Source organism: Microbacterium terrae (assembly GCF_017831975.1).
Lineage (GTDB): Bacteria > Actinomycetota > Actinomycetes > Actinomycetales > Microbacteriaceae > Microbacterium > Microbacterium terrae.
On record NZ_JAFDSS010000001.1, the window covers coordinates 2064831 to 2078545 of the forward strand.

10 protein-coding genes are annotated in these 13715 nt (G+C 71.7%); 5 read left to right on the forward strand and 5 right to left on the reverse strand.

Annotated elements, in window-relative coordinates:
• Positions 1–65 precede the first annotated feature (65 nt).
• Entirely contained in the window at positions 66–1523 is a 1458-nt protein-coding gene (gene guaB1 / locus JOD63_RS09595; protein WP_045274811.1) for a GMP reductase, read from the reverse strand.
• 176 nt (positions 1524–1699) lie between these two features.
• On the opposite strand from guaB1, the gene JOD63_RS09600 reads away from it, so the two are divergent.
• Positions 1700–5425 carry a multifunctional oxoglutarate decarboxylase/oxoglutarate dehydrogenase thiamine pyrophosphate-binding subunit/dihydrolipoyllysine-residue succinyltransferase subunit gene (locus tag JOD63_RS09600; RefSeq protein ID WP_084613392.1) on the forward strand — a complete coding sequence of 1242 codons (3726 nt, stop codon included), beginning with the start codon at positions 1700–1702 and terminating at the stop codon, positions 5423–5425.
• A gap of 127 nt (positions 5426–5552) precedes the next feature.
• On the opposite strand, the gene JOD63_RS09605 is transcribed toward JOD63_RS09600, so the two are convergent.
• Both JOD63_RS09605 and JOD63_RS09610 read right to left on the reverse strand, forming a co-directional pair.
• Positions 5553–7100, reverse strand: a complete 1548-nt coding sequence (locus JOD63_RS09605; protein WP_045274812.1) for a glycerol-3-phosphate dehydrogenase/oxidase — start codon at positions 7098–7100, stop codon at positions 5553–5555.
• On the reverse strand, positions 7097–7669 hold the full coding sequence (locus tag JOD63_RS09610; protein WP_052682411.1) for a TetR/AcrR family transcriptional regulator: 573 nt from the start codon (positions 7667–7669) through the stop codon (positions 7097–7099). The genes JOD63_RS09605 and JOD63_RS09610 overlap by 4 nt, the downstream gene beginning before the upstream one ends.
• Positions 7670–7703: 34 nt before the next feature.
• On the opposite strand from JOD63_RS09610, the gene JOD63_RS09615 reads away from it, so the two are divergent.
• Positions 7704–9341, forward strand: coding sequence for an FAD-binding oxidoreductase (locus JOD63_RS09615; RefSeq protein WP_211088089.1), 1638 nt, complete (start codon positions 7704–7706; stop codon positions 9339–9341).
• Entirely contained in the window at positions 9338–10240 is a 903-nt protein-coding gene (locus JOD63_RS09620; protein ID WP_045274814.1) for a diacylglycerol kinase, read from the forward strand. Before JOD63_RS09615 ends, JOD63_RS09620 begins: the two co-directional genes overlap by 4 nt.
• A 39-nt stretch (positions 10241–10279) precedes the next feature.
• On the opposite strand, the gene JOD63_RS09625 is transcribed toward JOD63_RS09620, so the two are convergent.
• On the reverse strand, positions 10280–10522 hold the full coding sequence (locus JOD63_RS09625) for a zf-HC2 domain-containing protein (protein WP_045274815.1): 243 nt from the start codon (positions 10520–10522) through the stop codon (positions 10280–10282).
• Positions 10519–11133: a sigma-70 family RNA polymerase sigma factor gene (locus JOD63_RS09630; protein WP_045274816.1), complete on the reverse strand. Its 615-nt coding sequence runs from the start codon at positions 11131–11133 to the stop codon at positions 10519–10521. Before JOD63_RS09630 ends, JOD63_RS09625 begins: the two co-directional genes overlap by 4 nt.
• A gap of 168 nt (positions 11134–11301) precedes the next feature.
• Here JOD63_RS09630 and aroA point away from each other — a divergent pair, with 168 nt between their 5' ends.
• Complete coding sequence (aroA, locus tag JOD63_RS09635) at positions 11302–12675, forward strand: 3-phosphoshikimate 1-carboxyvinyltransferase (protein ID WP_045274817.1); 1374 nt, start codon at positions 11302–11304, stop codon at positions 12673–12675.
• The gene (rsgA, locus tag JOD63_RS09640; RefSeq protein ID WP_045274818.1) at positions 12672–13715 is read left to right on the forward strand and encodes a ribosome small subunit-dependent GTPase A; all 1044 of its coding nucleotides are present in this window, start codon (positions 12672–12674) and stop codon (positions 13713–13715) included. The genes aroA and rsgA overlap by 4 nt, the downstream gene beginning before the upstream one ends.

Consider the following 13715-nt stretch of genomic DNA (forward strand, 5'->3'; position numbering starts at 1 on the left):
CGACAGGCTGCCGGGTGCCCCGGCATCCACCCCTCCCGTGCGCATCCGGGCCCGAGCCGGCGGACCTACCAGCTGACGGGGAGCGCCTTGCCCTCTTCGTAGCCTGCGGCCGACTGCAGGCCGACCCGCGCGCGCTCGTGGAACTCGGCGACGGTGGCGGCGCCGGCATAGGTGAACGAGGAGCGCACGCCCGAGGTGATCATGTCGATGAGGTCCTCGAGACCCGGTCGCAGCGGGTCGAGGTAGATCTTCGACGACGAGATGCCCTCGGCGAACAGCTCCTTGCGGGCGAGCTCGTACGGGTCGAGCCGGCCGAACCGCTCGTGCACGGCCTTGGTCGAGGCCATGCCCCACGACTCCTTGTAGACCCGGCCGGAGGCGTCGGTCTGCAGCTCGCCGGGCGCCTCGATGGTCCCGGCGAACCACGATCCGATCATGACGGATGCCGCGCCCGCGGCCAGGGCGAGGGCGACGTCGCGCGGGTAGCGCACCCCGCCGTCGGCCCAGACGTGGGCGCCCGCGGCGCGGGCCGCCTCCGCGGTCTCGAGCACAGCCGAGAACTGCGGCCGGCCGACGGCGGTCATCATGCGGGTGGTGCACATCGCGCCGGGACCCACTCCGACCTTGAGGATCGACGCGCCGGCGTCGACCAGGTCGGCCACGCCGTCGCCGGTGACGATGTTGCCCGCCGCGATCGGGATGCCGAGACCGAGGTCGGCGACGGTGCGGAGCGCCCGCAGCATCCCCTCCTGGTGTCCGTGTGCGGTGTCGACGACCAGCACGTCGACGCCCGCGCCGGCGAGCGCCCGGGCCTTGGCTGCGACGTCGCCGTTGATCCCGACCGCCGCCGCCACGATGAGGCGCCCCGCGTCGTCGACGGCCGGGCGGTAGAGCGTCGAGCGCAGGGCGCTGCGGCGCGAGAGCGTGCCGACCAGGTAGCCGTGATCGACGACGCACACGGTCTCGGCGTCGGCGGCCACGATCACGTCGAAGGCGTGGCGCGCCGATTCGATGTCGACTGCGTCGACGGATGCCGCCCGCCCGCGCGCGAGGTCGCCCAGGCGCGCATCCGGGAGGGCGGTCCCCAGCCGCGTGCCCGGCACGATGCCGAGGATGTCGTCGATGTGCACACGACCGTCGCGCGACTCCGCGACGACGATGCCGTGCCCCTCGGTCGCCGGCAGCAGCCGCGCCGCGTCGGCGACTGTCGCGTCGGGCGAGAGCACGAGGGGGGTGTCCCATACGACGGGCTGCGACTTCGTCCAGCGGATCGCGGCGTCGAGGTCCTGCAGCGGCATGTCCTGCGGAAGCACGGCGAGCCCGCCGCGGCGGGCGAGCGTGGCGGCCAGACGCGGACCGGTCACGGAGTTCATGTTGGCCGAGACGAGCGGGATGGTGGCCGTCGAGCCGTCGCCCGGGGAGAGGTTCACATCGAGGCGGCTGGTCACCCCTGACCGGCGCGGAACGAGGAAGACATCGGAATAGGTCAGGTCGACCTCGGGCTTCTCACCGTAGAACTCCATGAGCGCCAGGGTAGTGACTCTTTCTGTGGACGAAAGGATGCCGATTCCTGCGCAGAATCACAGCCGCGCCCGCGAATCGTCCGGTTCGTCTGGGATACGCTTAACAACCGTGTGCGCGCGCATCTGAAGCGTCGCACGTCCGGAAGATCTTCACCGAAGAAAGCAGGCGATCCAGCGTGTCGAGCCAGGTGACGGGCCTCGGGGTTTCGAACGAAGGAGAGTTCGGAGCTAACGAGTGGCTCGTCGAGGAGCTGTACGAGCAGTTCACAGTCGACAAGAACTCCGTCGACAAGGCATGGTGGCCGGTCCTCGAGGCCTACCACCCCGTCGAGTCCCGAGTGACGGATGGAGCGCCCGCGACCGCGGCGCCTGCAGCGGCGGCGCCCGCGGCGGCCACGCCCGCAGCAGCGGCGCCGAATGCGGCTGCGCACCCCGTGACCGCTCCGGTGCCGGTCATCGGAGCACAGCCGGTCGCCCGGACGACCACGCGCCCTGCCGCCCCGCAGCCGATCCCGGCGCAGGCCCCGAAGGCGGAGCCCGCCACCGCCGATGCGGTCGCCGAAGACAAGGTCACCGTGCTGCGCGGCATGCCGAAGACTCTCGCCGCGAACATGGACGAGTCGCTGACCGTCCCCACCGCGACGAGCGTGCGCACGGTGCCGGCCAAGCTGATGATCGACAACCGCATCGTCATCAACAACCACATGGCCCGCACCCGCGGCGGCAAGGTGAGCTTCACCCACCTCATCGGCTGGGCGATGATCCAGGCGCTCAAGGAGTTCCCGAGCCAGAACGTCTTCTACGCCGAGGTCGACGGCAAGCCGTCGGTCGTGGCCCCCGCCCACATCAACCTGGGCATCGCGATCGACGTGCCCAAGCCCGACGGCACGCGGGCACTGCTCGTCCCGAGCATCAAGCGCGCCGACACTCTCACGTTCAGCGAGTTCCTCGCCTCGTATGAAGACCTGATCTCGCGCGCCCGGGGCAACAAGCTCGGCGCCGGCGACTTCCAGGGCACGACGATCTCGCTCACTAACCCGGGCGGCATCGGCACGGTCCACTCGGTCCCGCGTCTCATGAAGGGCCAGGGCTGCATCGTCGGCGCCGGTGCGCTCGAGTACCCGGCCGAGTTCCAGGGTGCCAGCGAGAAGACGCTGAACGAGCTGGCCATCGGCAAGACGATCACCCTCACGAGCACCTACGACCACCGCGTCATCCAGGGCGCCGGCTCCGGCGAGTTCCTCAAGAAGGTGCACGAGCTGCTCATCGGGCAGCGGGGCTTCTACGACGACATCTTCGCCGCGCTGCGCATCCCGTACGCCCCCATCCACTGGGCACCCGACATCAACGTCGATCTCGCCGAGCGCGTCGACAAGCAGTCGCGCGTGCAGGAGCTGATCAACTCCTTCCGCGTCCGCGGACACCTGATGGCCGACATCGACCCGCTGCAGTACATGCAGCGCACGCACCCCGACCTCGAGATCGAGAACCACGGACTGACGTTCTGGGACCTCGACCGCGAGTTCGTCACGGGCGGCTTCGGCGGCAAGCGCACGATGAAGCTGCGCGACATCCTCGGGGTGCTCCGCGACTCGTACTGCCGCACCATCGGCCTCGAGTACATGCACATCCAGGACCCCGGCCAGCGCGCGTGGTTCCAGGAGAACGTCGAAGTCAAGTACCAGAAGCCCGGCCACGACGAGCAGCTGCGCATCCTCGACAAGCTGCAGCAGGCCGAGGCCTTCGAGACGTTCCTGCAGACCAAGTACGTCGGCCAGAAGCGCTTCAGCCTCGAGGGCGGCGAGTCGCTCATCCCCCTCCTCGACGAGATCCTCCAGGGTGCCGCCGAGGCGGGCCTCGACGGCGCGGCGATCGGCATGGCCCACCGCGGCCGCCTCAACGTGCTGACCAACATCGCCGGCAAGACGTACGGCCAGGTGTTCCGCGAGTTCGAGGGCTCGGTCGCGATCGGCTCGAAGTCCGGCTCCGGCGACGTCAAGTACCACCTCGGAACCGAGGGCACCTTCGTCGCCGACGGCGGCGAGGAGCTGCCGGTGTACCTCGCCGCGAACCCGTCGCACCTCGAGACCGTCGACGGCGTGCTCGAGGGCATCGTCCGCGCGAAGCAGGACCGCAAGCCCATCGGCACGTTCTCGTGGCTGCCCATCCTCGTGCACGGCGACGCCGCGTTCGCCGGCCAGGGCGTCGTCGTCGAGACGCTGCAGATGTCGCAGCTGCGCGGCTACCGCACCGGCGGCACCGTGCACGTCGTGGTGAACAACCAGGTCGGCTTCACGACGACACCGCAGGATGCCCGCTCCTCCGTCTACGCCACGGATGTCGCGAAGACGATCCAGGCGCCGATCTTCCACGTGAACGGCGATGACCCCGAGGCCGTCACCCGCGTCGCACAGGTCGCCTTCGCCTACCGCGAGAAGTTCCACCGCGACGTCGTGATCGACCTGGTCTGCTACCGCCGCCGTGGCCACAACGAGGGCGACGACCCCTCGATGACGCAGCCGCTGATGACGAACCTCATCGAGGCGAAGCGCTCGGTCCGCCGCCTGTACACCGAGGCTCTCGTCGGCCGCGGTGACATCACCGAGGAGGAGTACGACAAGGCGAAGCAGGACTTCCAGAACCGCCTCGAGATCGCCTTCGCCGAGACGCACGCCGCCGAGACCGGCACGTCGACCGTCGTCGACGCCGCCCAGCTGGCGGAGGCGCCCGTCAGCGGCGAGCCGGAGACCACCGGTGTGCAGCGCGAGGTCGTCGAGCTCATCGGCGACGCGTTCGTGAACAAGCCCGAGGGCTTCACGGTGCACGCCAAGCTGCAGCAGCTGCTCGACAAGCGCCACGACATGAGCCGCAAGGGCGGCATCGATTGGGCGTTCGGCGAGCTCCTGGCGTTCGGTTCGCTCCTGATCGAGAAGACCAACGTGCGCCTCGCTGGGCAGGACTCGCGTCGAGGCACGTTCGTGCAGCGCCACGCGATGCTCCACGACCGCGCGAACGGGCAGGAATGGCTGCCGCTGGGCAACCTCGGCGCCGACCAGGGCCGCTTCTGGGTCTACGACTCGCTCCTGAGCGAGTACGCGGCGATGGCGTTCGAGTACGGCTACTCGGTCGAGCGCGCAGATGCCCTCGTGCTGTGGGAGGCCCAGTTCGGCGACTTCGGCAACGGAGCACAGTCGGTCGTCGACGAGTTCATCTCGTCGGCCGAGCAGAAGTGGGGCCAGCAGTCGAGCGTCGTGCTGCTCCTCCCCCATGGCTACGAGGGTCAGGGCCCCGACCACTCGTCGGCGCGCATCGAGCGGTACCTGCAGATGTGCGCGCAGGACAACATGACCGTGGCGCGCCCGTCGACGCCGGCGTCGTACTTCCACCTGCTCCGTCGCCAGGCCTACCAGCGGCCGCGTCGCCCGCTCATCGTCTTCACGCCGAAGGCGATGCTGCGACTGCGCGGCGCGACCAGCCCCGTCGAGGACTTCACGACCGGCCGCTTCGAGCCGGTGCTCGACGACGACCGCGGTCTCGACGCGTCGGCCGTCAAGCGCGTGCTGCTGCACGCCGGCAAGATCCACTGGGATCTCCGCGCCGAGCTCGAGAAGAACCCCAACCCCGAGATCGCGCTGGTGCGGGTGGAGCAGTACTACCCCGCTCCGATCGACGAGCTCAACGCGGTCGTCGCCAAGTACCCCGGCGCCGAGCTGGTGTGGGTGCAGGACGAGCCCGAGAACCAGGGCGCCTGGCCGTTCATCGCCCTCGAGGTCGCCGATCAGCTCAACGGGCGCGGCATCCGTCGCATCTCGCGTGCGTCGGCCGCGTCGACGGCGACCGGGTCGCCGAAGGTGCACGCCGCCGAGCAGGCCACGATCATGCGGGACGCCCTCACGCTGTAGGTCATGTCGCCTCGCGCGGCGGCCCCGGATGCTTCGGCGTCCGGGGCCGCCGCCGTCCGGGGCGCCACCGTCGAAGGAGCGGATGCAGGGGCGTCGAAGGAGCGGATGCCGGGGCGTGGACGCGCGGTCAGCGGGGCGAGACGCCGGCGCGGGCGAATGCCGCGACCGCGGCATCCGTCGACGCCTCCGCGTCCGCCGCGACGAGCCCCAGCCGCGTGCGCCGGTGCAGCAGGTCGTCGACGCTCAGCGCGCCTTCGACGCGCACGCCCCACTCGAGCTCCTGCGCGGTGACGCCGTACACGGCGCCGGGTCCGTCGGCGAGCGACGCCGCGTACGGCGCCTCCGCCCCGTACCGCCGCACCAGGCGCGACGGAGCCGCGATCTCGTCGAGCCGCTCGCGCGGCCAGGCGCCGACGAGCGGCACGTGCCGGGTGCTCGAGGGCGGCGTGCCGCGCGGGGCGAGCCGCTCGCGCACGACGACGTCGACCGTGTCCTCCGCCATGCGGCGATAGGTCGTGAGCTTTCCGCCGATGATGCTCACCAGGCCCGAGTCCGCGACGGTGACGATGTGGCGGCGCGACAGGTCGCTCGATTCGGCGTCGTCACCCGCTCCGAGCGGGCGCAGCCCCGCGTACGTCGCGAGCACGTCGTCGCGGGTCAGGGCGCGCCCGAGCGCGGTGTTGACGACGGCGAGCAGCTCGTCGATCTCGGCGTCCGAGGCCAGCGGCACGTCGGGGATCGCGGCGCCCGCGTCGACGTCGGTGAGGCCGATGTAGGTGCGCCCGTGCATCGCCGGCAGCGTGAAGACGAAGCGGCTCGTGGTGCCGGGCACCGGCACCGTGAGCGAGACGTCGGATCCGCCCAGCACGCCGGATGAGACGACGAGGTGGGTGCCGCGACTCGGGCGCAGCCGCACCTCCCGGTCGAGTCCCCCCGCCCACACGCCGGTGGCGTTCACAACGGCGCGGGCGCGGACCACGAACTCCTCGCCGGTGATGCGGTCGCGCAGCCGCGCCCGGTCGCCGGCCGCGGACACCGCTTCGACGCGGGTGAGGACGGACGCCCCGTACCCGGCCGCCGTGCGCGCCACCGCCAGCACGAGCCTGGCGTCGTCGATGAGCTGGCCGTCCCAGCCGCGGACGGCCGAGCGGAGCCCCGCGCGGCGCAGCGCCGGCGCGAGGCGCAGCGCCTCCGTCGCCGAGATCACCGCCGGGGAAGGCAGGAGTGCGCCCGGTGTGCCGACGACGCGCCGCAGTCCGTCGCCGAGCGCGTAGCCCGCGCCGGTCACCGCACCCTGTGCACGGTGGTCGGGTTCGAACAGCGGCACGATCTGGGCGAGCGGGCGGATGAGGTGCGGTGCGAGCCGGGTCATGAGCAAGTGCCGCTCGGCCGCGCTCTCGTGCGCGATCGCGAACTGCCCCGAGGCGAGATACCGCAGCCCGCCGTGGACGAGCTTCGAGCTCCACCGGCTGGTGCCGTGTGCGAGGTCGTGACGCTCGACGAGAGCCGTGCGCAGTCCCCGGCTCGCGGCATCCAGCGCCGTGCCGACGCCCGTGATCCCGCCGCCGATGACGAGCACGTCGATCTCGGATGCCTCGGCGAGCTGTTCGAGCTCGCGCTCGCGCCTCCTCGCCGACAGGGCCGTGGGGTGGGGCGTGCGCCCGCGCTCGATCATGCCGGCATCGCCAGGTAGCCGTGCAGTGCGCGGCCGAGCTCGGCACGCCAGGCTCCGTCGTCCAGCCACTCCGCGACAAGCGGCGCCGACTGCACAGCCGATTGGGCGATCAGGAGCACCATGGCCGCGATCTGCGCGGGGTCGCCCTGCCGGATCCACCCGCCGCGCTGCCCCGCCGCGACATCGCCGGCGAGGAGGGCGAGCATGGTGCGCTGACTCGTGCCGAGCCGATCGAGGATGTACCGCGAGAACAGCTCGGGATCGGTGTCGCGGAGGCGCTCGACGAGGGGCATGCGCCGGATGCCGTCGGCGGTGGCGACGAGGACGCCGACGATGCCGTCGAGGTCGACGGCATCCGCCGGTCGCGGCACGACCGCGAGGAGCTCGCGGGTCACCAGTGCAGCGAACACCGCCTGCACGTCGGGCCAGTACCGGTACAGCGTCTGGCGGGCGATCCCGGCGTGGCGCGCGATGTCGGCGGCTGTCGTCCGTCGGATCCCGTGCGCGACCACCTCGGCGAGAGCCGCGTCGAGGATCGCTGTCTCGGTGTCGGTCACTCCGTCGGCCATGTGACAAACATACATACCGTGTCATACTGTCGCCATGCCTGAGACGACGCCGTCCGCAGCGGCCGCTCCCGCGACCCCGACGGCCCGTCCCCGCTCGGACTGGGATGCCTGGGGCACGGAGCCCGCGCACCTGCCCGCCGCGGCGAAGATGATCGCCGCCACGCTGCTCCCGGGCAAGGCGCATCCCGTGACTCGGCGCGCGAAGCCCGTGCTGACCGCATCACGGCTCCCCGACGACGTCCACGCCCGCCTCGGCGCGATCGTCGGCGCATCCCGCGTCACGCGCGACGACGAGGTGCGGCTGCTCCATCTCGGCGGCAAGAGCACTCCCGATCTGCTGCGGCGCCGTCTCGACGAGGTGCAGGCGGCACCCGACGCCGTGGTGGCGCCCGCCGATCACGACGAGGTCGGCGCAGTCCTCGCAGCGTGCGACGAGGCATCCGTCGCCGTCGTCCCCTTCGGCGGGGGCACCTCGGTCGTCGGCGGGGTCGACCCGGAGTCGGGCCCGCACATCGCGGTGGTCGCACTCGACCTGTCGCGCACCGCGGCTCTCCTCGACCTCGACGCCGACTCGCTGCTCGCCACCTTCGGCGCCGGAACCACCGGGCCCCAGGCGGAAGAGCTGCTCGGCCGCCACGGACTCACGCTCGGGCACTTCCCGCAGAGCTTCCTGTTCGCCTCGCTGGGCGGCTTCGCCGCGACGCGCTCGAGCGGTCAAGCCTCGCGCGGGTACGGGCGCTTCGACGACCTCGTCCACGCGATGCGGGTCGCGACCCCGGTCGGCGATCTCGCCCTCGGGCGTGCACCCGCGAGCGCCGCCGGGCCCGATCTGCGCCAGCTCTTCCTGGGCTCGGAGGGCGCATTCGGCGTCATCACCGAGGTGACCGTGCGGGTGCGGCCTGCCCCCGCGGCGACCGCCTACGGCGCGTGGACGTTCCGCGACTTCGCCGCGGGCACCGCTGCGCTGCGAGAGGCGACGCAGCGCGGCATCCGTCCGACGGTCCTGCGCCTGTCGGACGCCGCGGAGACGAAGGTGAACGCCACCCTGGGCGGGCACGTCAGCCGGCTGCGCGGATGCCTCGCTATCGCCACCTTCGACGGCGCGACGCCCGCGGAGACGGCGGCCGCGCGCGCCGCCCTCGACGCCGTTTTCGCGACGCACGGCGCCACCTCGCGCGGCGAGGAGCCCGCACAGTCGTGGGAGCGCGGGCGGTACGCCTCCCCCGCCCTGCGCGATTCGCTGATGGATGCCGGCATCCTCGCCGAGACCCTCGAGACCGCCACGACGTGGTCGAACCTCGACGCCCTCAAGCACGCCGTCTCCGACGCGGTCACCGCCGCGCTCGCCCGGGCAGGCACCAAGCCGATCGTGATGTGCCACATCTCGCACGTGTACCCCGCGGGCGCGTCGCTCTACTTCACCGTCATCGCCGCCCTCACGGCGGATCCGCAGGGCCAGTGGGCGCAGGCGAAGGATGCCGCGTCCCGGGCGATCGCGGCGGCGGGGGGCACGATCACGCACCACCACGCCGTCGGCCGCGACCACCGTCCGTATCTCGAAGACGAGATCGGCCCGCTGGGGGTCGAGATCCTGCGCGCCGTCAAGCGCACGGTCGACCCGCGCGGCATCATGAACCCGGGGGTGCTCGTGATCCCCGAGGAGAACGCATGAGACTCGCCCTCCTGGCGAACCCCGCCGCGCGTGCCGGATCGGGCACCGGCGCCGCGGAGCGGGCGGCGGAGGCGCTGCGCGCCCACGGCGTGGAGACCACACTCGTCAGCGGCGGATCCGCCGACGAATCACGGCGGCTCCTGCGCACCGCGCTCGACCTCGGGGTCGACGCGGTGGCGGTCGCGGGGGGCGACGGCACCGTCGGTCTGGCGATCGCCGAGGTGGCGGGCACGGGCACCCCGCTCGGGATCATCCCCTGCGGCACGGGCAACGACTTCGCCACGACGCTCGGCATCCGCGAGCTCGACGCCGAGGCTGCTGCATCGGCGATCGTCGGCGGACGCACCCGCGATGTCGACCTGGCGCGCGTGGTGCGCGACGACGGCACGACCGCGCACTTCGCCACCGTGCTCGCGAGCGGCTTCGACTCGAAGGTCAACGATCGCGCGAACGCGATGCGGTGGCCGCGCGGCGGCTCACGCTACAACATCGCCATCCTGATCGAGTTCCTGACCCTGGCCCGCATCCCGTACTCGGTCGAGGCGGTGCTCGAAGACGGCACGGTCGAGCGGTTCGACGGCGACCTCGTGATGGCCACCGTCGGCAACGGCCGCACGTACGGCGGCGGCATCCCGATCGCGCCCGACGCCGACGTCGCCGACGGGCTGCTCGACCTCGTCCTCGTCCGGCCGGCGGGCCGCATCCGTCTGCTCCGACTTCTCCCCCGCGTCTACCGCGGCACGCATCGCGGCGTCGCCCAGGTGACGATGCGCCGCGTGCGCTCGGTGCGGCTCGACTCCCGCGGGGTCACCGCGTACGCCGACGGAGACCCGATCGGTGCGCTGCCGCTGACCGTCGAAGTCGTGCCCGCAGCCCTCACGGTGTTCGTACCGGACTGAGTCGGCCGCGGGCATCCGGCACGCGGTCGGCGCGTCGGGTCAGTGCGTGGCCTGGACGGCGCGGAGCTTCGCCAGCACCTGGTCGCGCAGCTCCTCCGGGGCCGACTCCTTGCACGCCCGCGCGACGACGTCGGTCAGGGTGCGGGCGACGAGAGCCTCGTCGCGGCACTCGGGGCAGTTCTCGAGGTGCTCGGCGATGTCGGAGTGCTGGGTCTTGCAGACCTCGTTGCGCAGGTACTCTTCCAGGTCGCGCCGCGCCTTGTCACAGCCGCAGTCGGTCATTTCTTGCTCCTTGTGGCGGCAACGGTCATGCCGCGCTCTTTCGCGTAGTCGGCGAGCAGCTCACGCAGCATCCGTCTGCCACGATGCAGACGGCTCATGACCGTGCCGATGGGGGTCTTCATGATGTCGGCGATCTCCTGGTAGGCGAAGCCCTCGACGTCTGCGAGGTACACCGCCAGTCGGAAGTCCTCCGGGATGGACTGCAGCGCATCCTTGACGATCGATGCCGGCATGTGGTCGATCGCCTCGGCTTCGGCCGACCGCGAACTGGTCGCGGTGGTCGACTCGGCGCCGCCCAGCTGCCAGTCCTCGAGCTCGTCGATCGTGCCCTGGTACGGCTCGCGCTGCTTCTTGCGGTAGGTGTTGATGTACGTATTCGTGAGAATCCGGTACAGCCATGCCTTCAGGTTCGTGCCCTGGGTGAAGGTCTTCCACGAGGCGAACGCCTTGACGAAGGTCTCCTGCACGAGATCTGCGGCATCGGCGGGGTTGCGGGTCATCCGCATCGCCGCCGCGTACAGCTGGTCCATGTAGGGAAGCGCCTGCGCCTCGAACTGGCCGCGCGCGTCCTGGGGCTCGCTCACGAGCACGTCGTCATCGTTTCCGCTCATCACCCGCCAGTGTACGGCGGAGGGGCTGTGGTCCCCCCGTGAGACGGCGGGCACAGCGTCTGCGCGTTCGAGTGTCGCGAACATTCGACTCCTGGACTGTTGCGAACCGCATACGCGCCCGCTCGGATTTGCCGGGCTGTCGGACGAGGTTCAGTAGGGTAGAACCCGATGACAGCCGAAGGGTATTCCCCGCGAACCGCGCGATCGCAGCGCGGCGCCTGGCGTGCGCCGATGGCCGGGGGTCCGCTCCACGCCACCGTCACCGTTCCCGGGTCGAAATCGCTGACCAACCGCGAGCTGATCCTCGCCGCTCTCGCCGACGGACCGAGCCGCCTCCGGGCGCCGCTGCACTCCGACGACTCGGCCCGCATGGTCGAGGCGCTGCGCGCCCTCGGCGTGGGTCTGGAGTTCGAGGAGGGCGCCGGCGAGTACGGCGACGACATCGTCGTGACGCCGGTCTCGCCGCTGCGCGGCGACGCGATCGTCGACTGCGGCCAGGCCGGAACGGTCATGCGCTTCGTCGCCGCCCTCGCCGGCTTCGCGCAGGGCGACGTCACGATCACCGCGCACGAGACCGCGCTGCACCGGCCCATGGGCGCGATGATCTCGGGCCTGCGCGAAATCGGCGTCGACATCGACGACGGCGGCCGCTGGGCGCTCCCGTTCATCGTGCGCGGCCACGGCCACGTGCGCGGCGGCGAGGTGACCATCGACGCGAGCGCGTCCAGCCAGTTCGTCTCGGGCCTCCTGCTCGCGGCCCCTCGGTTCGACGTGGGCCTCCACCTCATCCATGCCGGCGAGCGTCTGCCGAGCATCCCGCACATCGACATGACCGTCGAGGCGCTCGCGCACCGCGGCATCCACGTCGAACGACCCGCCCAGGGCGAATGGATCGTGCCTCCCGGGCCTCTGCGCGGCAAAGACATCGCGATCGAGCCCGACCTCTCGAACGCGGCGCCGTTCCTGGCTGCGGCGATGATCGCGGGCGGCTCGGTGTCGGTGCCGGGGTGGCCTGCGCACTCCACCCAGCCGGGCGCGATGCTCAGCGAGATCCTGCCGATCATGGGCGCGCGCGTCGTGCGACGCGGCGGCGCCCTCACCGTGACCGCCGGCCCCGCCATCCACGGCGTCGACCTCGACCTGTCGGCCGCGGGCGAGCTGACCCCGACGATCTTCGCGCTGGCGGCATTCGCCGACGCGCCCTCGACCCTCCACGGCATCGGGCACATCCGCGGCCACGAGACCGACCGCATCGCCGCCCTCGTGGGCGAGCTGCGCGCGCTCGGCGGCGAGGCTGAGGAGCTCGAGGACGGCATCCGCATCGTCCCCCGTCCCCTGCACGGCGGACGCTGGCGCGCGCACCACGACCACCGCATGGCGACGACCGGCGCGCTGGTCGGACTCGCGGTCGACGGCGTGGAGGTCGACGACATCGGCACCACCGCGAAGACCATGCCCGAGTTCCCGCAGCTGTGGCAGCGCATGATCGACGGCGGCGACACCCCGGGGTCCCTCCCGGCGGAGGCCATGCAGGCATCGTGAGCTGGCTCGACGATCTCGACGACGACGAACCCGCGTTCGACGAGGCTGACATCCGCGTCCGGCCGAACCCGAAGGCGAATCGGCCGCGCACCAAGAGACGCCCCGCGCACGCCGACGCGCGCATCGCGCGCGTGCTCGGCGTCGACCGCGGACGCTACACCGTGCTCGTCGACGAGGATCTGCCCGACGAGCACCAGGTGCTCGCCGTGCGCGCCCGCGAGCTGCGGAAGATGCCGATCGTCACCGGCGACCGCGCACGCGTCGTCGGCGACGTCTCCGGCGACGAGGGAACCCTCTCGCGCATCGTCGGGATCGAGGAGCGCTCATCGCTGCTGCGGCGCAGCGCCGACGACACCGACCAGGTCGAGCGCGTCGTCGTCGCCAACGCCGACCAGATGCTCGTCGTGGTGGCCGCCGCCGACCCCGAGCCGCGGGCGCGGCTGGTCGACCGCTACCTGGTGGCGGCGCTGGATGCCGGCATCCGTCCCCTCCTCGTCGTGACCAAGACCGACCTGGCCGACCCGACCGTCTTCCTCGAGCACTTCACGGGTCTCGACCTGCGCGTCTTCACGAGCGCTCGCGGCGAAATGCCGCTGGAGCAGATCGGCGCCGCTCTCGAGGGTCACTCGACGGTCTTCGTCGGGCACTCGGGGGTGGGCAAGTCCACGCTGGTGAACGCCCTCGTGCCCGAAGCGGGGCGCGCGACCGGTCACGTCAACGAGGTCACGGGCCGCGGCAGGCACACGTCGAGCTCCACCGTGTCGCTGCGCTATCGCGGCGCGGGCGGCTCGGGCTGGGTCATCGACACGCCCGGAGTGCGCTCGTTCGGGCTCGGTCACGTCGACACCGCCAACATCCTGAAGGCCTTCACCGACCTCGACGAGGTCGCCAAGGAGTGCCCGCGCGGATGCACGCATCTTCCGGATGCTCCGGACTGCGCGATCATCGAGGCCGTCGAGTCCGGCCGTCTCGGCGCGAACGCCGCCGCACGGCTCGACTCGCTGCAGCGCCTGCTCGAGACCTTCGCCGCCCGCCCCTGA

Excerpts from the sequence above, each read along its gene's own strand:
- guaB1 (WP_045274811.1), bottom strand. The coding sequence starts at position 1,523 with ATGGAGTTCTACGGTGAGAAGCCCGAGGTCGACCTGACCTATTCCGAT.
- JOD63_RS09605 (WP_045274812.1), bottom strand. The coding sequence starts at position 7,100 with ATGATCGAGCGCGGGCGCACGCCCCACCCCACGGCCCTGTCGGCGAGG.
- JOD63_RS09610 (WP_052682411.1), bottom strand. The coding sequence starts at position 7,669 with ATGGCCGACGGAGTGACCGACACCGAGACAGCGATCCTCGACGCGGCT.
- JOD63_RS09615 (WP_211088089.1), top strand. The coding sequence starts at position 7,704 with ATGCCTGAGACGACGCCGTCCGCAGCGGCCGCTCCCGCGACCCCGACG.
- JOD63_RS09620 (WP_045274814.1), top strand. The coding sequence starts at position 9,338 with ATGAGACTCGCCCTCCTGGCGAACCCCGCCGCGCGTGCCGGATCGGGC.
- JOD63_RS09625 (WP_045274815.1), bottom strand. The coding sequence starts at position 10,522 with ATGACCGACTGCGGCTGTGACAAGGCGCGGCGCGACCTGGAAGAGTAC.
- JOD63_RS09630 (WP_045274816.1), bottom strand. The coding sequence starts at position 11,133 with ATGAGCGGAAACGATGACGACGTGCTCGTGAGCGAGCCCCAGGACGCG.
- aroA (WP_045274817.1), top strand. The coding sequence starts at position 11,302 with ATGACAGCCGAAGGGTATTCCCCGCGAACCGCGCGATCGCAGCGCGGC.